Genomic DNA, 19027 nt, shown 5'->3' with positions numbered 1-19027 from the left:
CAACCGCAACCGCCGCCCGAACCCGGCTCCCGGCAGCCGTCGCGCGAGGCGCGTGCGCGCACGTCGCTCGTATCCGTGTGTGCGGTTCTCGAAGGAGGCAGCCGCATGAAGGCGATGGTTTTCGATGGAAAGAGCCCGCTGCTGCAATGGAGCGAGGTTCCTGATCCTCGTCCTCGGCCAGGACAACTCTTGATCGACGTGCGGGCTTGCGGCGTGTGCCGCACCGATCTGCATATCGTCGACGGTGAGTTGACGCAACCGAAGGTGCCACTCGTGCCCGGACACGAGGTGGTCGGCACCGTGAGCGGCCTGGGCGAAGGCGTGACCGATTTCGTGGTTGGGGAGCGCGTCGGCGTGCCTTGGCTGGGCCACACGTGCGGACAGTGCAGGTTTTGTGGGCGCGGACGGGAAAACCTGTGCGATGCGCCGGGCTTCACCGGCTACACGATCGACGGCGGCTACGCGCAGCGAACGGTCGCGGATAGCCACTATTGCTTTCGTCTGCCCAGGCGCTACACGGATATCGAGGCGGCGCCGTTGCTATGCGCGGGGTTGATCGGCTATCGATGTCTATCGATGGCAGGAGATGCCGAGCGGATCGGCCTCTACGGGTTCGGCGCAGCGGCGCATATCGTCGCACAGGTGGCGCGTCATCAAGGCCGGGAGGTCTACGCGTTTACGCGGGCGGGCGACGTGGCAGCCCAAGCGCTTGCCCGCAAACTTGGCGCGCGATGGGCCGGCGCGAGCGACGAGCCGGCGCCTGTCCCTCTCGATGCCGCGCTCCTCTTCGCCCCGGTGGGCGCATTGGTGCCGGCCGCGTTACGGGCCGTCGTCAAAGGCGGGGTGGTGGTATGCGGTGGGATTCACATGAGCGACATTCCGTCTTTTCCCTACGAGACGTTGTGGGGCGAACGCCGCATCGTCTCGGTCGCGAACCTCACGCGCGACGACGGGCACGCGTTCATGCGACTCGCCGATGCGTTCTCGCTCGATATCGCGACCACGGTCTACCCGCTTGAACAGGCGAACCGCGCGCTGGCCGATCTGCGGGAAGGGCGGTTAGCGGGCGCGGCGGTGCTGCATGTGAGCGCTTGACGCGCGAGGCGGGACGGGCGGTCATCGGGTGGGCGGCGATCATACACGCCCCAGCGCGTCGAGATTGACGATGCGAATTTGTTTGCCGCGCGTTTGCACGAGGCCGTCGCGCTGGAACTTCGAAAACATGCGACTCACCGTCTCGAGCTTCATGCCGAGGAAGCTGCCCATCTCCTCGCGGGTCATGCGCAGATTGAACTCGGCCGGGGAATAGCCCCGCGCTTTCATCCGGCTTGAAAGGTTCAGCAAGAACGAGGCGACGCGCTGCTCCGCGCTCATCGTGCCGAGTAGCATCATCAGCGACGATTCGCGGACGATTTCACCGCTCATCATGCGCAGAACTTGCTGCTGAAGCCGCTTCGACTCCCCGCACATCGATTCGAGCAGCGCGTAGGGGATGATGCAGACACTGCTGTCTTCGATGGCGATGGCGTCGCTGCTGTGGCGTTCGGTGCACACGCCGTCGAGCCCGAGCACTTCTCCGGCCAGATGGAAGCCTGTCACTTGTTCCCGCCCGTCGCGATGCATGACGACCGTCTTGAACGAACCGGCGCGAATCGCATAGATGCTCTGAAACGTATCGTTCGTGCGGTACAGGGAATCGCCTCGTTTAATCAAGCGAGCCGCGCTGACGATCGCGTTGAAACGGCTGAGTTCCTGGTCGTTCAGCGCTTGAGGCATACAGGCCGAACGCATCGAACAGGTCGCACATTGCTGCGCGCTCTGGCCTTGAAACGTCTTACTAGTGGCGCAGGGAGAAACAGTGATGGCCGATGCCGTTGCAATGTCGTCGGCGAAGGTGGTTTCGTGGAACATACGACCTCCCAGAAAGGAGCCGCGCATCACTGCAAGGGCGCGGAAAGTCAATTTGGTCATTGGAGTATCGGAGGCCGGAAACTATAAAGAAATCGGCGGCGTATGAAAGTGCGGTAAGCGTTGACGAAGCTTTGTAAGGTTTGTCCTACATCAACGCATGGCGAAGTTGCAAAGGCGTGGCCAGGGCCGCCGTTGATCGCCGTCAACAAGCAACAGGGGCGCCGCTCGCACACTGGATGCAATGGGCATGAAGCTTATGCCATACGTATTGAAGCGACGGGCGCCGTGCCCAGGAGGACATCCATGTACCAAAGAATTCTTGCCGCCGTCGACGGTAGCCGCGGCGCACGTCTGGCCCTCGATGAAGCGCTCAAGATCGCCAAGGCGTCGGGTGGGGAGGTGGTCGCGGTGTTTGTCGTCGAACATGCGCCGCAGCTCGTTGACGTCGGTGCCGTCTATCTGTCGGAGCAGGGTGCCAATGCGGCCTTGGTTGATGCGGCTACAGCCGCGCTCGACGAGGCGCGCGCGCTTTTCCGCGAGCAGGGTGTCAATGGCGTGGCGCGTGCCGTCGACGCCTACGGCGACCGGATCGCCGAAGTGCTGTCGCGCACCGCCGACGAATGCGAGGCCGACCTCATCGTCATGGGGACGCAGGGCCGGCACGGGGTGCGCCGTGTGCTCCTGGGCAGTGTCGCCGAGGCGCTGCTTCGCACCGCGCAAGTGCCGGTGCTGCTCGTGCGGTATAACCCCGAGGCTGGGGAGGGGGAGAAGGATCGATTTTGAGGGATGGCTATCGATTCGTAGTCGTCACGCCCGAATATCCCGGAGCGATTCGGGCGGCGGCACCTCAGGGGCCGTGCCGATCTATGTCAAGCGAACCCCGCGCCCGTCTCGGCGCACGACCAGGCCAGCAGAGGCGACCCATGTCTGACAAGGCGATTCAACCATCGCCTGCGCGCCGTTCTACTGCGAGCGTCCGTCACCACCGGGTTCCGAACCCACCCGCTGCCCGCGTGTATTCGCCACCCAAAACGCGCGCAGCGCGGGATGCACGGCTTCCTGCCAGCGCGGCCCCGTAAAAAGATCGTAGTGATCGCAGTCGTCCACCGTCATCCGCAGACGCGTGGCGTCGGGAACAGCGCAGCAGAGGTCATGCGCCGCATGCGTCTGTCCGGCTCCGGTGATATCGTCGCGGTCGCCTTCCACCGTGCATAGCGCCGTGGCCGTCAACGCCTCCAGTGCGATGCGCCGCGCGCCGACCGACCATTCCCCCCGTGCCAGACGATGCTCCTGGAAAACGATTCGCAGCATATCCAGGAAGTAATCTTCATCCATGTCGAGCACCGCCGCATATTCGTTGAGCGAGCGCAGGCTGGACGCGATGGCGTTGGCATCACCCGACATCCGGCTGATCCAATAACGTGATTCGAGTGCGAGTTGACGATGCGGATGGGCGGCGACGATCGCCGCATGCTGGAGATAACCGGGGTAAATGCGCCGACCGGCGCCGGCGTAGTGCGGCGGGACCGTATCGATCACCGTGCGACGGAACCACGCGATGTCGTGAGTTGCCGCAACGCGGTCGATCGTCGTCGGATGCAAGCGGGTATCGATAGGGCCGCCCATCAGCGTCACGCTGAGTGGCGCGCGTGTCCCATCCGCCGCTGCAGCCAACGCCGATGCCGCCAACGCCGGCGGGGCGCCTTGACAGATCGCGAACAAATGCACCCCGCGCTCGGCGAGCGCGTCTAAGAAGCGTTCGACGGTCAGCACATACTCGTCCAGGCCGAATCGTCCTTCGCCAAGCGGCACATCGCGCGCGTCCGCCCAATCGGTGACATAGACGTCGGCATCCTCCAGCAGCGTTTCGACGGTCTCCCGCAGCATGACAGCATGATGCCCGGCAAGCGGCGTAACGAGCAGCACGCAGGCTGGCCCAAGCGGGCGCGAATCTGGCGAAGCGGGAGAGGTGTTTCGGCTGACCGGACCCTTGGCGGTCATTTCATTCTGATCGGCGACGCCCTCTCCGCCATTTCTCGTTCCGCCCGCCGCCCGATCCTGTTCCCACTCCCGAACGAATCGGCGCAGCGCGCAAAACGGCGTTCGGTCGACGACGGCTTCGCTCACCGGTACCGCCCGCCCGGCGATACTCACCGACTCGATCCCAAACGGCGGCGGTTTGGGGGCGGTCTGCAGCAGCCGGTAGATCCAATCGCATCCCGGCAGCGCGACGCTCGCCAAGCGGGCGTCGCCGTCATAGGGCGCCCCGGCTCCGCCGCCGGCTGCAGGGGCAACCAAGCCCCCCCAGGGAGCAGCGGCCAGCGCCGTCCACGCATCGAGGGAGCGCATGAGCGTGCGCTGCGATTCCAGCCATTGGTAGAACATGATCGCCTCCGGCCGAGGGGCGCATCGCGAGCCGTTCGCGACGCCACGGCGACGCCTGGTGCGTGCCGGATCGGATAAGGCGGAGCGTAGTGCGGCCCCGCACGGCGGCGCGGGCCGTCGTTTATCTATTGTGAGTACCGTCGGTACCGGCTGGCAACCCATAGTAAGCGAGGTCCCGCGTTTCCGGTTCAAATTGCCGAGTCGAGCCCCACCTGTTGTACTATTGGACGTTTTTGTCCAACGTAACCGGTCACGCATGCTCGATTTCTTTCGCAACCATCAGCGCCTGATGATGCTTATGCTCGTCCTGGTCATCGTGCCGGGCCTGGGCGTTCTCGGAATACAAGGTTTCCGCGGCTTTTTCGACGATAGCGCGAACGTCGCGAGCGTCAACGGGCACAAGATCACCCGGGCGGAATTCGACAGCGCGATGCGCCAGCAAGTGGACCAGGCCAGACAATATCTCGGGGCACAATTCGACGCCAAGGTGTTCGATACCCCGGCCCGCCGCCAGGACTTGCTCGACAACCTGATTCAACAGCGTGCGCTGGCCGACGAAACCCAGCGCGAATATCTGACGGCCTCGGACGATGCCGTGCGCCGCGCGCTCCTGTCCGATCCGGTCGTCGCCTCGCTGCGCAAGCCCGACGGTTCGATCGACATCGAGCGCTACAAGCAACTGCTCGCGATGCAGGGCATGACGCCGGAGCAGTACGACGAGCGTGAGCGCTACATGCTGGCCATGGAGCAAATCCCCCAAAGCATCGAAGCGACGGCCTTCACGCCGAAGTCGCTGGCCGAGCACATCGCGCAACTGGCCGAGGCGCAGCGCACGGTGCAAGGGCTCATCCTGCATGCGAGCGACTACGCGTCGAAGGTTCAGCCGTCCGACGCCCAGCTCACGGCCTATTACACGGCCCATAGCGCCGACTTCGCGACACCTGCCACGGCGACGATCGACTACCTCGTCTTGTCGCCTGCCACGCTGGCGACGCTCGCCGCGGCCAGCGACACCGATGCCAAAAAGTACTACGACGATAACATCGCGCACTACACGACGCCGCGCGAAGTGCGCGTGAGCCAGATCCTGATCGCGTCGCCGCAGTCGGCGAGCCCGGCGGACGACGCCAAGGCAAAAGCGAAGGCCGAGGCGGTGCTGGCCGACGTCAAGGCGCATCCGGCTCAATTCGCCGACATCGCGAAAAAGGAATCGCAAGATCCTGCCTCGGCTTCGAGGGGCGGCGATCTGGGCTGGTCGACGAACGGCGTGCTGACGGGCGAAAAAGCGTTCGATGCCGCCGCGATGGGCTTGAACAAGGATGAAGTGAGCGCCGTGGTGCGCTCGTCATACGGCTATCACGTCATCAAGGCGACGGACGTCAAGCCTGCCTCGACCAAGCCGTTCGACGAAGTGAAGGACGCGATTCTCAAGGATCTGAAAACGCAGGTTGCGGCCAAGGCATACAGCGACGATGCCGATGGCTTCACGTCCATCGTCTACGAGCAGGCCAAGAGCCTGAAGCCGGCGGCCGACAAGTACAAGTTGACGATCCAGACCGCGACCGTCACACCGAAGCCGAACGCCGCGTTGCCGCCGAACAGCCCGATCAACAATCCGAAGTTCCTGGCGGCTGTCTTCGCTAACGATTCGGTCAAGAACCACAACAATACGCAAGCGATCGACGTGGGCAACAGCACGCTGATCGCGGCGCACGTCTCTGAATACAAGCCGGCTGCTACGCCGCCGCTGGCCTCGATCAAAGACGCCGTGCGCGCGAAGTACGTGACGGAGCAAGCGGCCGAGCTGGCCCGCAAGGACGGTGAGGCGAAGCTGGCCGACCTGCAAAAATCGAAATCGACGGCTGGCTTTGGCGCGGAGCAGAAGGTTTCGCGCTCGGATGCCCAAGGCGTTTCGCCGCTGGCGCTCAGCGCGATCTTCAAGGCCGACGACAGCAAGCTGCCGGCCTACGTCGGGGTCGATCTCGGCAACGACGGTTACGCGATCTATCGCGTCAATGCGGTGGTCCCAGGTGCGCCGATCGACGCGGCCCGGCTTGGGGCCGCCCAGCGCGAGCTCGCGCAAGTCGATGCACAAACGCAGCTGGAGGCGTATGTCGCATCGCTGCGGCAGCGCTCGAAAGTGAAGCTGTTCGGCTCGCTGAATGCGTCGCAGGCCGATTCGCAGTAACGAACGGGCTGCCCGCCGATCATAACCGGCGGGCAGCCTACTTTTTCTGCAGCAGCGGGGCCAGCACCGGCCAGACGTTATCGAGCAGCACCGGCTGCGCCTCCTGCGTCGGATGCATCTGGTCCGACTGGAACATCTCGGGCCGGTTTTCGATACCGGCCAGCAAGAACGGCACAAGGCGCACGTTCATGTTGTGCGCGATCGTGTCGTACATCGCGTGAAAGCGCTGCGTGTACGCAGGGCCGTAGTTCGACGGTACGTACATCCCCACGAGCACCACCTTTGCATGGCCTTGCTGCGCTTGCTCGATGATCGTACGCAAGTTGTCTTGCGTCGTGGAGAGCGGTACCCCGCGCAGCGCGTCGTTCGCCCCTAGCTCGACGATGACGACCGACGGTTTCAGCCGCTGCATCAACTCGGGCATCCGCGCCCGCCCGCCGCTTGTCGTATCGCCACTGATGCTTGCGTTCGCAACGCTATAATCGATTCGCTCCTGCGCGAGCCGTTTGCGCAATAGCTCGACCCATCCCGTGTCGCGAGGCAGACCGTACTCGGCCGAGATACTATCGCCGAGCACGACGATCACGGGCCGGGTCGATTCCGCGCTGCGCGCGGGCGTGGCCGTCAACGACGAAAGTGTGAATAGGCCGGAGGCCGCCAGTGCGGCCGTAGCCGCCGTACCGATCATCCAGCGACGCTTGTTCATGCCAGAAAACACCAGTGCCATTATCGAAGTACGCAGTTTATGCAAGCGGGTCAAGGACGCGACAGGCGAGCTGACGATCCTCGACGAAATCGAGTTCGATGTCGCCGCCGGCACGAGTGTGGCGATCGTCGGCGCATCCGGTTCTGGCAAGTCGACACTGCTCAGCTTGCTCGCGGGCTTGGACAACGCCACGTCCGGTTCGGTTCGACTGCTCGGGCACGATCTTTCCATGCTCTCGGAAGACGCGCGCGCGCGGCTCCGAAACGGCTCGATCGGCTTTGTCTTCCAATCCTTTCAACTGATGCCGCACCTGACCGCGCTCGAAAACGTGCGGTTGCCGCTCGAATTGCAGGGCGGAGTGGATGGGCATGACGCGAGCGAGCGAGCGCGTGCGTTGCTTGAACGCGTTGGGCTGGGCGCGCGCATGCAGCATTACCCCAAGCTGCTTTCGGGCGGGGAGCAGCAACGCGTCGCCTTGGCACGGGCGTTCGTCACGCGCCCGGCGATTTTGTTCGCCGACGAGCCCACCGGCAGCCTCGACGCCGCCACCGGCCACGCGGTGATCGATCTCATGTTCGAACTGAACGCGGCGCAGGGCGCAACGCTCATCCTCGTCACACATGATGCCGAATTGGCTCGCCGCTGCGCGCGGACGGTGACGATCGAGGCGGGCCGCATCGCCCGACACGCCCCGCACGGAACCTAGCCGCGCTGCGCGGCCTGGCGCGCGCGCTCGATCAGAGCGGAGGTCGACGAGTCGTGCTTGTGCGCGTCGAACGTCGGGCTCGTCAGATCGGCTTCTACCACTTTGCCCAGGATCTTGCCCAGCTCGACGCCCCATTGGTCGAACGGGTTGATGTTCCACACCGCGGCTTGGACAAGCACCTTGTGCTCGTAGAGGGCGATCAGTGCGCCGAGCGAACGCGCGTCGAGGGAATCGAGCAGCAGCGTGGAGGACGGCCGGTTACCGGGGAAGACGAGGTGGGGCACGAGTTCGGGCTTGTCCGCCCCGGCCACTTTGCGTGCTTCCTCTTCGGTGCGCCCGAGCATCAGCGCTTCGCTCTGTGCAAAGCAATTCGCGAGCAGCTTCGGATGATGGCTGACGAGCGGATGTTCGGGCTTGAGTACGGCGATGAAATCGATCGGCACGATCGTCGGGCCCTGGTGCAGCATTTGGAAGAACGCATGCTGTCCGTTCGTGCCGGGTTCGCCCCAGGTCACGGCCGAGGTGGCATAGTCGACGTACGCGCCGTCGAGCCGCGCCTGCTTGCCGTTGCTTTCCATTTCAAGCTGTTGCAGGTACGACGGCAAGAAGTGCAACGCCTCGGAGTACGGGGCCACCAGGTAGCTTTGCAGACCGAAGAAGTTGCGATACCAAATGCCGATCAGGCCGAGCAGCACAGGCAGGTTGCGCTCGAGCGGGGCTTCGCGGAAATGACGATCCATGTCATGCGCGCCGGCCAGCAGGGCATCGAAGTTCGCGGCACCGACCGCGATCATGATCGACAAGCCCACGGCCGACCACAGCGAGTAGCGTCCGCCCACCCAATCCCACATCTCGAACACGTTCTCTTTGGCGATGCCGAACTTCACGACTTCGGCCGGGTTGGCCGATACGCCAACGAAGTGCTTCGCGAGCGCGCTTTCCGGGCAGCCCTGTTGCACGAACCAGTCGCGCAACGAACGTGCGTTCGTCATCGTCTCCAGTGTCGTGAACGTCTTGGAGACGACGATCGCCAATGTTTCCTCGGGATCGATGCGGGCCATCACGCGGGCGAGATCGGCACCGTCGACGTTCGAGACGAAGTAGGTCGAGATGTCGGGGTGGGCGAGATGGTCCAGCGCATGGACGACCATCTTCGGCCCGAGATCGGAGCCGCCGATGCCGATATTGACGACATGGCGAATGCGCTTGCCCGTGTGGCCCGTCCATGCGCCGCTGCGCACGCGCTCGGCGAACTCGGCCATCTTCGCACGCTCGGCCGCCACTTGCGCATGAAACGGCGCGTCGGCCTGCGTGGCGCGCAACGCCGTATGCAGGGCCGCCCGGCCTTCCGTCGGATTGACGACTTCGCCCTTGAACATGGCATCGCGCCGTTGCGCGACGCCGGCTTCGCCGGCGAGCGCAACGAGCAGGCGTAGCGTTTCGTCGGTGATGCGGTTTTTCGAGAAGTCGGCCGTGAGCCCGCCGCCTTCGATCGTGAACCGCTCGGCGCGCGAGGGTTGGGCTGTGTCGGCGGCAAACCAGTCGCGCAGCCGCTCATCGCGGATCTGTTCGTAATGCGCGGCGAGCGCGGACCAGGAAGGAAGCGAGTTCAGCGTCTTGTGCGTCATGGGCGTGGGTCTAACGAAGGGGCTTGGATCCATGAGCTCGGATGCCTGGGCAAGCCGAACAAGCCGAGCTCGTCGTCTGTCGTCACATTATTCGGAGCGCAGCCGGTGGCGGCGCTCGCGGGCTGCGTCTCATCGACGCGCAGGCGGCGCGCTTGCACGGCCCGAGTTGGATCAGTATAGCGAAAGCAACAATCCGACGGTCCGCCGACAGTCAGCCAACAGGCAGCCGACGCCGGTGGAAATGCCAGGCCGAGGGCACCCAACGCGCGCTATCATCCGATGTTTTTCCCCCTCGCAAGTCGACAAACAATGAAAAAAATGGGCCCATGCGCTGCAGCAGCGGCGCTTCTCGCATGCATATCGATGAACGCGTCGGCGCAAGTTGCCGAGCTTGACTGCACGAAGCCGCATGTGCCAGCCGAACGCGCGGTTTGCCACAATGCTGCACTGCGCGCACTCGAGGCCAGGGCGAGCACGTATTACACGATGCTGCTCGAGGCCAAGCCCGCCGCGCAGGGCAAGGTATATCAAGATTTCCGCGACGGCCTGCAAGCCGATCGGCAGAAATGGCAACACGACACGCGCGACGCCTGTGGCGCGCAAGTCGCGTGCCTGAGCGACGCCTATCAGCATCGAATCGAAGATCTGCGCGGCAACGCGCTCGAACATCTCGGGCTCACGGTAACGGCCGCGCCGGTGCATGCGCAGCCGTCGGGGCCGTCGATCGACTACAAGAACGCGATCTATCGCATCGACGGCAAAGACGTGACGCTTCTCGATGGACAGCACTCGCAGCCGGCCGCCGACGATTCGGCGCAACAAGAGGTGACGCGCGTCATCGAGCCGCCCGCGCATGCCGTCGGCAAGCTCGGCGGCCGCAGCGCCGTGGCTGTGTTCCTGTCGAGCCAAGGAGGCGGCAGCGGGACGTTCTACTATGTGGCCTTGGCGTTCAACGACGGGCGCGGGACGACGTTCCAACTGGGCGACCGCATCCAGCCCATCGGTATCGCGATCAACGGCGATGACCTCGTCGTCAGCTATCTGGATCGCAAAGCCGACGAGCCGATGGTCGTGCCGCCGACGGTGCCGCGCGAACGCCATTTCGCCTACATGAACGAGCAGATTCTCGAGCGCCCGCCAGCCGCAGCGGCCGCGCAATAGCGATAGCGATAGCGATAGCGATAGCGTGCTTCACCGGTACTGCGCCGTCGAGGTGGGCGGTGGCTGCGCGCGGTTTCAGTCGCGTGCGGGGTAGATCAGCCGGTTCAGGAGCGCGCGGACGGCCGGCGCGAGCTCGCCGGCTGTGAGGCCCGCCGGGCCGAGGCCGTTGGCGCTGAGCGTGTCGGCGGCCCAGCCGTGTAAATAGACACCCGCCAACGCAGCTTCGTAGCTCGGCAGCCGCTGCGCCAGCAACGCACCGACGATCCCGCCCAGAACATCGCCCGTTCCTCCGCTCGCCAGCGCGGCATTTCCGGTCGGATTGACGGCCGCGCGGCCATCGGGCGACGCGATCACGGTGCCGGCCCCCTTGAGCACGACTACGGCGCCGAAACGGGCGGCCAGCGCCCGCGCCGTACCGATGCGGTTGCGCTGTACCTGCGCGGCGTCGCATCCCATCAGCCGAGCCGCTTCAAGCGGGTGCGGGGTCAACACGCAAGCGCGAGTGCCATTGCCAGTGCCAGTGCCAGTGCCAGTGCCAGTGCCAGTGCCGGCTGTACCGTCGCCTTCCGCCGCAGGGGCAGGGGCGCCCCGTGCCGTCAGTGCATCGGCCAGCGACGGCTCCCGCGCGATCAAGTTGAGCGCGTCGGCGTCGAGCAATAGCGCTACGCGCCCGGCGAGCGCACGTGCGAGCGAGGACTTGGCCTGTGGCCCATGCCCCATGCCGCAGCCAACGGCGAGCGCATCCATGGTCTCCCATTCCAGCGCCCCGGGCGGATGCAACATGAGCTCCGGGTAGGGCGGATCGTAGGGCGGCGCACCTTCGCCGACGAACGCGACGTGGACTTTGCCCGCGCCCGCATGCAACGCCGCGCGTGCCGCCAAGATCGGGGCCCCGCACATGCCCGTATCGCCGCCGACGACAGCCAGGCTGCCGAACGTCCCTTTATGCGAGGCGAACGAGCGCGCGGGAAAGTGCGCCGCGAACAGCGACGGCGCGTTCAGCCTGGCGACGTCATCGGCGACGGGCAGATCAACGCCGAGCGGAGCGACCGTGACCGTGCCGGCCAGGTCGCGGCCGTGCGCCATATACAGCCCTGGTTTGGCGGCAAGGAACGTCACCGTTTCGGTGGCACGGACGGCGACGCCGCCCTCCACGACGTTGCCCGTCTCGCTGTCGAGCCCGCTCGGCACGTCGAGCGCAAGCACGCGTCCGTGCGTGCCGGCGCGGTTGGCGATCCGTATCGCCAACTCGGCGAAGACGCCGTCCAGCGGCCGAGCCAGTCCGATGCCGAACAGCCCGTCGACAACCCATCCATAACCGTCGAGCGAGGCCGGGGCGACATGCGAGATCGGCACACCGGCCGCGCGCGCTTCCGAGAGCGCCCAGCGAGCGTCCGCCGCCTTGGGCTCGATCGGCATGCACACTTCGACGGCTGTGCCGGCCTGCCTGAGTCGCGTGGCGACGATCAGCGCGTCGCCGCCGTTGTTGCCGGGCCCGGCGGCGATCCAGACTGGACGCTCGCTCGCCAGCGAGCCGTCGTGCGCTCCCCGGTCGAGAAGATACTGTGCGGCGGCAGCACCGGCCCGCGCCATCAGCGTGTGCTCCGGCAGGCCGGCGCCGCCCTGCTGTTCCAGCGAGCGCAATTGGGCGCCGGTGAGTACCGGCAACGGGCGCTCGGCCGGCGAAACAAGCAGCGGCAAGTGCGCAGGAGAGGCGGAGAGATCGGTCATGGCGAGCGCTTTCAGGGACGATATCGAACCCTCGGTGACCACCGGCCCGATAGCGGGCGGGGGGCGGGCGGGCGCGGGCGCGGGCGAAACGATGAGAAGCGGGGCGCGATGGTGGCCCCGCGATGCACCGGACTACGCCGGCCAATCAGCTCGCGAAGCGCTCGGCGCGCAGCGCGGCGAGCGTGTCGGGCGGCACGCTCGGCGTTTCGCCCGAGACGAGTTCCGCAATCACTTTAGCAGACCCGCAGGCGAGGCCCCAACCGGCCGGGCCGTGGCCAAAGTTCGTGAACAGGCGCGGATGCAGCACATTGCCGACGACGGGCAGGCCGTCGGGCGAAAGCAGACGCAGCCCTTCCCAGGCGTGGGCGGCCGAGATTTTTGCCGCGCCGGGTATCCAATCGTGCGTCGACTGCGCCAGCAGCGCCGTACCGGCTTCCAGAACTGGTTCGGCCAGCGGCTTGGCCAGTTCGCGCTCCGGTTGCAGCACGGCGGCGCCGGCCATGCGAATGCGCTGGTTCATCCGCGTCATCGAGACGCGCCGCACCGAATCGACGACGGTCAAATGCGGCGCGCATTCCTCATACGCGATCGGTGCCGTCAGCGAAAGCATCCGGATCGGATGGAGCGGCAGCGACAGCCCCAGTTGCGCGAGCAGTGGCTGGCTGCCGGCGCCGGCCGCGACGACGATCGCATCGCAGGAGACGACGTCGACCTCCCGATGGCGCTTGCGCTCTCCCTCGGCAGGCGCGAGTTCGACGGCCGCGCGCTGGTTCTCCAGACGGATGGCTTCGACTGCGCGCCCGAACAGGAATTGGACGTCGCCTTGCTCGTCGAGCACTTGCTTGACGAGCTTCGTGAACAACGGGCAGTTGGCCGTGCGTTCCTCCGGGAACAGGACGCCGCCGGCAAACCCCGGCTCGGCCGGCACGGAACGTTCGGCTTCGGCGCATTCGGCGGCCGACAGCACGTGATGAAGCATGTCGAATTCGCCGAGCAGCTCGAGCGCACTGTGTGCCTGCACCCATTCGCGCGGCTGGCGCGTGACATGCAGCACGCCTTCCCGCTGTTCGAACTCAAGATGAAAGCCGGCTTCGATCGACGCAATCGCTTCGCGCGACAGTTCGACGAGCGGACGCAGGCGCAGCCACTGCTGGCGGAACGCATCGGGGCTTTGCAGCAGGGCGAGACGGCGGGCGAAACGGCGCGCGCTCGAATTGAAGCCGGGGCGATAGACGACCCCGCGGCGGCTACCGAGGAACGTAGGGCCGAACCAGGCGTCGAGCGGCGTCGGCAACACGATGCCGCCGTGGCCGTAGGTCGCCCCCTGGGCAACCGTCGCATGGCGTTCGATGACGCACACGCGGTGGCCGGCGGCACGAAGCTGGTAGGCGGTGGCGACGCCGACGATTCCGCCGCCGATGACGATGACATCCATGAATGAGCTGGTCATGCGCTGGTAATGCACTACGTACGGGCCGCCACGGCGCAAGAGCAGGGCAAGCGCCTTGCCGGATGCGAAGCGCCGGGCGCGAGACGTCCTGCCCACTCGCCGCCCCGCGCCGGTATGGCAAACCGCGCCGATGAGGCAAACCGCGCATGATAGCGCCAAACGGATTGGGATGGCTCGCGTTGCAGCGCAAAATACACGGCGGCGGGGCATACGCGTGGCAGACGTCCGGTTCGCGCTGCCCAGCCGCCTATGGGGGACCGAGGGGGACCCAGTTCCGGGTATAATCCCGGTCTTCCTTTCGCCTCACGTTGTGGCATACGCGCGCGACCCGCGCGATGCGCGACTCATCGACGCCTACGTCCTTCCATGGCCCACTTCTCGTGCTTCCCCGGTGCTTCGGCGCTTTCCGACTTCCGTCAAACCCGCCTGCTCGAAACGCTTGCCCGCATCGACGCCAACATCGTCGGCGTGCGCGGCCAGTATCTGCACTTCGTCAATGCGCTCACACCGCTCTCGGCGCAGGACAACGCGCGCATTGAAGCGCTGTTGCACTACGGTGAGCCGTTCGCAGCCGGCGAAGCCCGGGGCGCCCAGGAGACGTTCCTCGTGGTCCCGCGCATCGGTACCGTCTCGCCGTGGGCGAGCAAGGCAACCGACATCGCCCACCATTGCGGGCTCGAGCATCTGCGCCGGATCGAGCGCGGCATCGAATTCACGGTCACGTTGAAAACGGGTTTGACAGGTTTGCTGGGCGGCAAGAAGGCGCTCTCCGACGAAGCCCGTGCCGCCGTGGCGGCCGCGTTGCATGACCGGATGACCGAAAGTGTCGTCGGCTCGCGCGACGACGCGCTGCATTTGTTCGACGAGCTGCCGGCCAAGCCGCTGACGAGTGTCGACGTGCGGACGCACGGTCGCGCGGCGCTCGAGCGCGCGAACGGCGAACTCGGCTTGGCGCTGGCCGACGACGAAATCGATTACCTCGTCGATGCGTTCACGAAGCTCGGCCGCAACCCGACCGATGTCGAACTGATGATGTTCGCGCAAGCCAACAGCGAGCACTGCCGCCACAAGATCTTCAATGCACAATGGACGATCGATGGGCAGCCGCAGGACATCTCGCTGTTCCAGATGATCAAGAACACGGAGAAGCTGCATTCGCAAGGCACGATCGTCGCCTATTCGGACAACTCCGCGATCATGGAGGGCGGCCCGGCGGAACGCTGGTTCCCGCGTCCGGCCCAGGCGGGCGAGAGCGGCGCGCTCGATGAGCGCTATGGCCGCCACGTCGAGCTCACGCACACGCTGATGAAGGTGGAGACGCACAACCACCCGACGGCGATTTCCCCGTTCGCCGGCGCGGCGACGGGCGCGGGCGGCGAGATCCGGGACGAAGGCGCGACCGGGCGCGGGGCACGGCCCAAGGCCGGCCTGACGGGCTTCACGGTGTCGAACCTCGAGCTGCCCGGTGCCGTGCAGGCCTGGGAAAACGCGCGCGACGCCGCTCAACCGCTGTCCCTGCGCAACCCGAACGAGCAGCATGCGCCCTACGGCCGTCCGGACCGGATCGCCTCGCCGCTGCAAATCATGATCGACGGCCCGCTCGGCGGCGCCGCGTTCAACAACGAATTCGGCCGGCCCAATCTGGGCGGCTATTTCCGCGTCTACGAACAAAACGTCGGCGGCCAGGTGCGCGGCTATCACAAGCCGATCATGATCGCCGGCGGGATCGGCAACATCTCCGATGCGCATACGCACAAGCACGACCTGCCGGCCGGCACGCTGCTGATCCAGATCGGCGGCCCCGGCATGCGGATCGGCATGGGCGGCGGTGCGGCCAGCTCGATGGCGACGGGGGCGAACTCGGCCGAACTCGATTTCGACTCGGTTCAGCGCGGCAATCCGGAAATCGAGCGGCGGGCGCAGGAAGTCATCAATGCCTGCTGGCAGCTTGGCGATAAAAACCCGATTCTGAGCATCCATGACGTTGGTGCGGGCGGCCTTTCGAATGCATTCCCCGAACTCGTCGACGGCGCAGACAAAGGCGCGCGCTTCGAGCTGCGTCAGGTTCAGCTCGAGGAAAGCGGGCTTTCGCCGCGCGAGATCTGGTCGAACGAAGCGCAAGAGCGCTATGTCCTGGCGATCGCACCGGCCGATTTGCCGGCGTTCGAGGCGATCTGTTCGCGCGAGCGTTGCCCGGTTGCCGTGGTGGGTGTTGCCACGCAGGAGCGTCAGCTGCAATTGATCGATGCGCACGCCGAAGGCGAGGCAGCGTATCCCGTCGATATGCCGATGGACGTGCTGCTCGGCAAGGCGCCGCGTATGCACCGGAATGTCGAGCGCGTGACGGCCGAGCGCGCGGAAGTCGACGTCACGGGGCTATCGCTGTCCGAACTCGCGGTATCGGTGCTCAAGCACCCGACGGTGGCCAGCAAGTCGTTCCTGATCACGATCGGCGATCGCTCGGTCGGCGGCACGACTGTGCGCGATCAGCTCGTCGGCCCGTGGCAAGTGCCGGTTGCCGACTGCGCGATTACCGCAGCCGATTATGCGGGCTTCCGCGGCGAGGCGATGACGATGGCCGAGCGCACGCCGCTGGCCGTCATCGATGCCCCGGCTTCGGGCCGCATGGCGGTGGGCGAAGCCGTGACGAACATCGCCAGTGCGCCGATCGCCTCGCTCGACAAGCTGAAGTTGTCGGCGAACTGGATGGCCGCGTGCGGCACGGCTGGCGAAGATGCCGCATTGTTCGACACGGTCAAGGCAATCGGCATGGAGCTGTGCCCCGCGCTGGGAATCAGCATCCCGGTCGGTAAGGATTCGTTGTCGATGAAGACAAAGTGGGACGAGCGCGGTGTGGCCAAGGAAGTTGTCGCGCCCGTCTCGCTGATCATTTCCGCGTTTGCGCCAGTGGAAGACGTGCGCCGGCATTTGACGCCGCAACTGCGCCGCCACGACGAAGCAGGCGATTCGGTGCTGATCGCGATCGATCTTGGCCGTGGCAAGCACCGCCTCGGCGGCAGCATCCTCGCGCAAGTCACGCAGCAAGTGGGCGATAGCGTGCCGGACGTCGACGATCCGGAAGACCTGAAGCGCTTTTTCGCGGCCATCCAGGCACTCAATGCGGCGGGCCAATTGCTGGCGTATCACGATCGCTCGGACGGTGGCCTGTGGGCGACCGTTTGCGAGATGGCGTTCGCGGGTCATGCAGGCGTATCGCTGAACGTGGACATGCTCACGCTCGACGGCGCGCACGAGTCCGACTACGGCGATGCCAAGGATTGGGCGAAGCAGACGAGCGGCCGGCGTGACGATCGCACGCTGCGCGCGCTGTTTTCCGAAGAATTGGGCGCAGTCATTCAGGTACGGGCGGCCGATCGCGACACGGTGCTGGGCGCGCTGCGCGAGCACGGGCTCGGTGCGTGTTCGCACGTCATCGGCAAGCTCAACGAGCGCGATGTCGTCGAGATCTATCGCGACGCGAAAAAGATCTACGAGGCGCCGCGTGCCGAGTTGCAACGCGCGTGGAGCGAAGTGAGCTGGCGTATCGCGCGCCTGCGCGACAACCCGGCTTGCGCCGATGCCGAATACGACGGTTTGCTCGACGCAGCCGATCCCGGCCTCTCGCCGCATCTGACGTTCGATCCGAGCGAGGATATCGCGGCGCCGTTCCTGAACGTCAATGCGCGTCCGCGCGTGGCGATCTTGCGCGAGCAGGGCGTCAACTCGCATTTGGAAACGGCCTACGCGTTCGATCGGGCCGGCTTCGAAGCGTATGACGTTCACATGAGCGATTTGCTTTCGGGGCGCGCGACCCTCGCGGATTTCAAGGGCGCGGTGGCCTGTGGCGGCTTCTCGTACGGCGATGTGCTCGGCGCGGGCGAGGGCTGGGCCAAGACGATCCGCTTCAACCCGCAGCTGGCCGATATGTTCGCGGCCTTCTTCGGGCGTGCCGACACGTTCGCATTGGGCATCTGCAACGGCTGCCAGATGATGAGCAGCTTGGCATCGATGATCCCCGGTGCCGATGCGTGGCCGAAGTTCACGCGTAACAAGTCGGAGAAATTCGAAGCACGGTTCTCGTTCGTTGGCGTCGAATCGTCGCCGTCGATTTTCTTCGCGGGGATGGAAGGCTCGCGTATTCCGGTGGCTATCGCGCACGGCGAAGGCTTCGCCGATTTCTCTCAGCAGGGCGACGCCTCGCGCGTGGCGGTATCGATGCGCTATATCGACCATCATGGCGAAGCGACGGAGCGCTATCCCTTCAACCCGAACGGCTCGCCGGCCGGGATCACCTCGGTCACGACGCCGGACGGCCGCTTCTCGGTGCTGATGCCGCACATGGAGCGCGTGCATCGTACGGTGCAGATGAGCTGGCATCCGGAAGGTTGGGGCGAGGCGAGCCCGTGGATGCGCGTGTTCCGCAATGCGCGGCGCTGGCTGGGCTAAGCCACGTAAGGAGCCAGCCCGGCGCTGGCGAAACCCGGAAACGACAATGCCACCCGAGGGTGGCATTGTTATTTGCGTCGAAGTGCTTGAAGAGCACCCCAAAGTCAGCGCCAAGCGGCGCTGACGACTCGCGGGATTTACTGGATCTTTGCTTTCGCGCGCAAGCTCTGTTCAAACGCCTGCACCTTTTCCTGCTGGATCTGCTGAACGATCTGCGCCTTGACCTGGTCGAGCCCCGGCGGCGTGATGTTGCGGATGTCGTCGACGCGGATGATGTGCCAGCCGAACTGTGTGTGCACCGGCGTATCCGTCATCTGGCCTTTCTGCAGCTTCTCGGCGGCAGCGGCAAATTCGGGCACGTAGGTATGCGGATTCGCCCAGTCGAGATCGCCGCCGTTCTTGCCGGAGCCCGGATCCTTCGAGAATTGCTTGGCCAGATCCTCGAACTTTGCGCCGCCCTTGATCTTCGCGATCAGATCCTTCGCCTGCTGTTCGTTGTCGACGAGGATGTGGTGCAGATGATATTCCTTGCCGCCTGCTTGCTTGATGAGTTCGTCGTAGCGCGCCTTCACTTCGGCGTCGGTCGGCTTGGCCTTGGCGGCGTAATCTTCGATCAGCGTGTGCAGCACGACGCTTTGCTGAGCCACGGCGATTTGCGCCTTCACGTCGGCGCGGTTCGGGATGCCTTCACGTACCGCTTCCTGCATCAGGATTT

The 19027-nt window shown here is 65.4% G+C and carries 13 protein-coding genes; 6 read left to right on the top strand and 7 right to left on the bottom strand.

Annotated elements, in window-relative coordinates:
* The first annotated feature begins 105 nt into the window (after nt 1–105).
* Nucleotides 106–1095, top strand: coding sequence for a zinc-dependent alcohol dehydrogenase family protein (locus ACTHL0_RS08785; protein WP_440566340.1), 990 nt, complete (start codon nt 106–108; stop codon nt 1093–1095).
* 39 nt (nt 1096–1134) lie between these two features.
* On the opposite strand, the gene fnr is transcribed toward ACTHL0_RS08785, so the two are convergent.
* Nucleotides 1135–1911, bottom strand: a complete 777-nt coding sequence (fnr, locus tag ACTHL0_RS08780) for a fumarate/nitrate reduction transcriptional regulator Fnr (RefSeq protein WP_440566339.1) — start codon at nt 1909–1911, stop codon at nt 1135–1137.
* Between the two features lie 303 nt (nt 1912–2214).
* On the opposite strand from fnr, the gene ACTHL0_RS08775 reads away from it, so the two are divergent.
* Entirely contained in the window at nt 2215–2694 is a 480-nt protein-coding gene (locus ACTHL0_RS08775) for a universal stress protein (protein ID WP_440566338.1), read from the top strand.
* A 180-nt stretch (nt 2695–2874) separates the two neighbouring features.
* Here ACTHL0_RS08775 and phaZ read toward each other — a convergent pair whose 3' ends face one another.
* A complete protein-coding gene (phaZ, locus tag ACTHL0_RS08770; RefSeq protein WP_440566337.1) occupies nt 2875–4296 on the bottom strand; it encodes a polyhydroxyalkanoate depolymerase in 1422 nt (473 codons plus the stop codon).
* Between the two features lie 256 nt (nt 4297–4552).
* On the opposite strand from phaZ, the gene ACTHL0_RS08765 reads away from it, so the two are divergent.
* Entirely contained in the window at nt 4553–6484 is a 1932-nt protein-coding gene (locus ACTHL0_RS08765; protein ID WP_440566336.1) for a SurA N-terminal domain-containing protein, read from the top strand.
* A gap of 37 nt (nt 6485–6521) precedes the next feature.
* Here the strand turns inward: ACTHL0_RS08765 and ACTHL0_RS08760 are convergent, their stop codons facing one another.
* Nucleotides 6522–7190, bottom strand: a complete 669-nt coding sequence (locus tag ACTHL0_RS08760) for an arylesterase (RefSeq protein WP_440566335.1) — start codon at nt 7188–7190, stop codon at nt 6522–6524.
* Between ACTHL0_RS08760 and ACTHL0_RS08755 the strand changes: the two genes are divergently transcribed.
* Nucleotides 7189–7896 carry an ABC transporter ATP-binding protein gene (locus ACTHL0_RS08755; RefSeq protein WP_440566334.1) on the top strand — a complete coding sequence of 236 codons (708 nt, stop codon included), beginning with the start codon at nt 7189–7191 and terminating at the stop codon, nt 7894–7896. The two genes, ACTHL0_RS08760 and ACTHL0_RS08755, sit on opposite strands and share 2 nt — an antisense overlap.
* Here ACTHL0_RS08755 and pgi read toward each other — a convergent pair.
* Nucleotides 7893–9524: a glucose-6-phosphate isomerase gene (pgi, locus tag ACTHL0_RS08750; protein WP_440566333.1), complete on the bottom strand. Its 1632-nt coding sequence runs from the start codon at nt 9522–9524 to the stop codon at nt 7893–7895. The two genes, ACTHL0_RS08755 and pgi, sit on opposite strands and share 4 nt — an antisense overlap.
* Before the next feature lie 411 nt (nt 9525–9935).
* Between pgi and ACTHL0_RS08745 the strand changes: the two genes are divergently transcribed.
* Complete coding sequence (locus ACTHL0_RS08745; protein ID WP_440566332.1) at nt 9936–10685, top strand: lysozyme inhibitor LprI family protein; 750 nt, start codon at nt 9936–9938, stop codon at nt 10683–10685.
* A gap of 75 nt (nt 10686–10760) precedes the next feature.
* Here ACTHL0_RS08745 and ACTHL0_RS08740 read toward each other — a convergent pair whose 3' ends face one another.
* On the bottom strand, nt 10761–12416 hold the full coding sequence (locus tag ACTHL0_RS08740) for an NAD(P)H-hydrate dehydratase (protein ID WP_440566331.1): 1656 nt from the start codon (nt 12414–12416) through the stop codon (nt 10761–10763).
* Between the two features lie 145 nt (nt 12417–12561).
* Nucleotides 12562–13851 (bottom strand): FAD-dependent oxidoreductase, encoded by a 1290-nt coding sequence (locus ACTHL0_RS08735; RefSeq protein WP_440566358.1) that lies wholly within the window; start codon nt 13849–13851, stop codon nt 12562–12564.
* Between the two features lie 381 nt (nt 13852–14232).
* Between ACTHL0_RS08735 and purL the strand changes: the two genes are divergently transcribed.
* The gene (gene purL, locus ACTHL0_RS08730; RefSeq protein WP_440566330.1) at nt 14233–18312 is read left to right on the top strand and encodes a phosphoribosylformylglycinamidine synthase; all 4080 of its coding nucleotides are present in this window, start codon (nt 14233–14235) and stop codon (nt 18310–18312) included.
* Between the two features lie 137 nt (nt 18313–18449).
* On the opposite strand, the gene ACTHL0_RS08725 is transcribed toward purL, so the two are convergent.
* Nucleotides 18450–19027, bottom strand: a 578-nt coding sequence (locus ACTHL0_RS08725; RefSeq protein WP_440566329.1) for a peptidylprolyl isomerase, incomplete at its 5' end; no start/stop codon positions are given.

The sequence above is a fragment of the Trinickia sp. genome, from assembly GCF_051961175.1.
In the GTDB taxonomy this organism is placed as follows: domain Bacteria; phylum Pseudomonadota; class Gammaproteobacteria; order Burkholderiales; family Burkholderiaceae; genus Trinickia.
The sequence above is the reverse complement of the archived record's forward strand: the minus strand, read 5'-3'. Positions and strand labels throughout refer to the sequence as shown.

Bases quoted from the DNA above. Each gene is read 5' to 3' on its own strand.
- ACTHL0_RS08785 (WP_440566340.1), top strand. From the start codon at position 106: ATGAAGGCGATGGTTTTCGATGGAAAGAGCCCGCTGCTGCAATGGAGC.
- fnr (WP_440566339.1), bottom strand. From the start codon at position 1,911: ATGTTCCACGAAACCACCTTCGCCGACGACATTGCAACGGCATCGGCC.
- ACTHL0_RS08775 (WP_440566338.1), top strand. From the start codon at position 2,215: ATGTACCAAAGAATTCTTGCCGCCGTCGACGGTAGCCGCGGCGCACGT.
- phaZ (WP_440566337.1), bottom strand. From the start codon at position 4,296: ATGTTCTACCAATGGCTGGAATCGCAGCGCACGCTCATGCGCTCCCTC.
- ACTHL0_RS08765 (WP_440566336.1), top strand. From the start codon at position 4,553: ATGCTCGATTTCTTTCGCAACCATCAGCGCCTGATGATGCTTATGCTC.
- ACTHL0_RS08755 (WP_440566334.1), top strand. From the start codon at position 7,189: ATGCCAGAAAACACCAGTGCCATTATCGAAGTACGCAGTTTATGCAAG.
- ACTHL0_RS08760 (WP_440566335.1), bottom strand. From the start codon at position 7,190: ATGAACAAGCGTCGCTGGATGATCGGTACGGCGGCTACGGCCGCACTG.
- pgi (WP_440566333.1), bottom strand. From the start codon at position 9,524: ATGACGCACAAGACGCTGAACTCGCTTCCTTCCTGGTCCGCGCTCGCC.
- ACTHL0_RS08740 (WP_440566331.1), bottom strand. From the start codon at position 12,416: ATGACCGATCTCTCCGCCTCTCCTGCGCACTTGCCGCTGCTTGTTTCG.
- ACTHL0_RS08735 (WP_440566358.1), bottom strand. From the start codon at position 13,851: ATGGATGTCATCGTCATCGGCGGCGGAATCGTCGGCGTCGCCACCGCC.
- purL (WP_440566330.1), top strand. From the start codon at position 14,233: ATGGCCCACTTCTCGTGCTTCCCCGGTGCTTCGGCGCTTTCCGACTTC.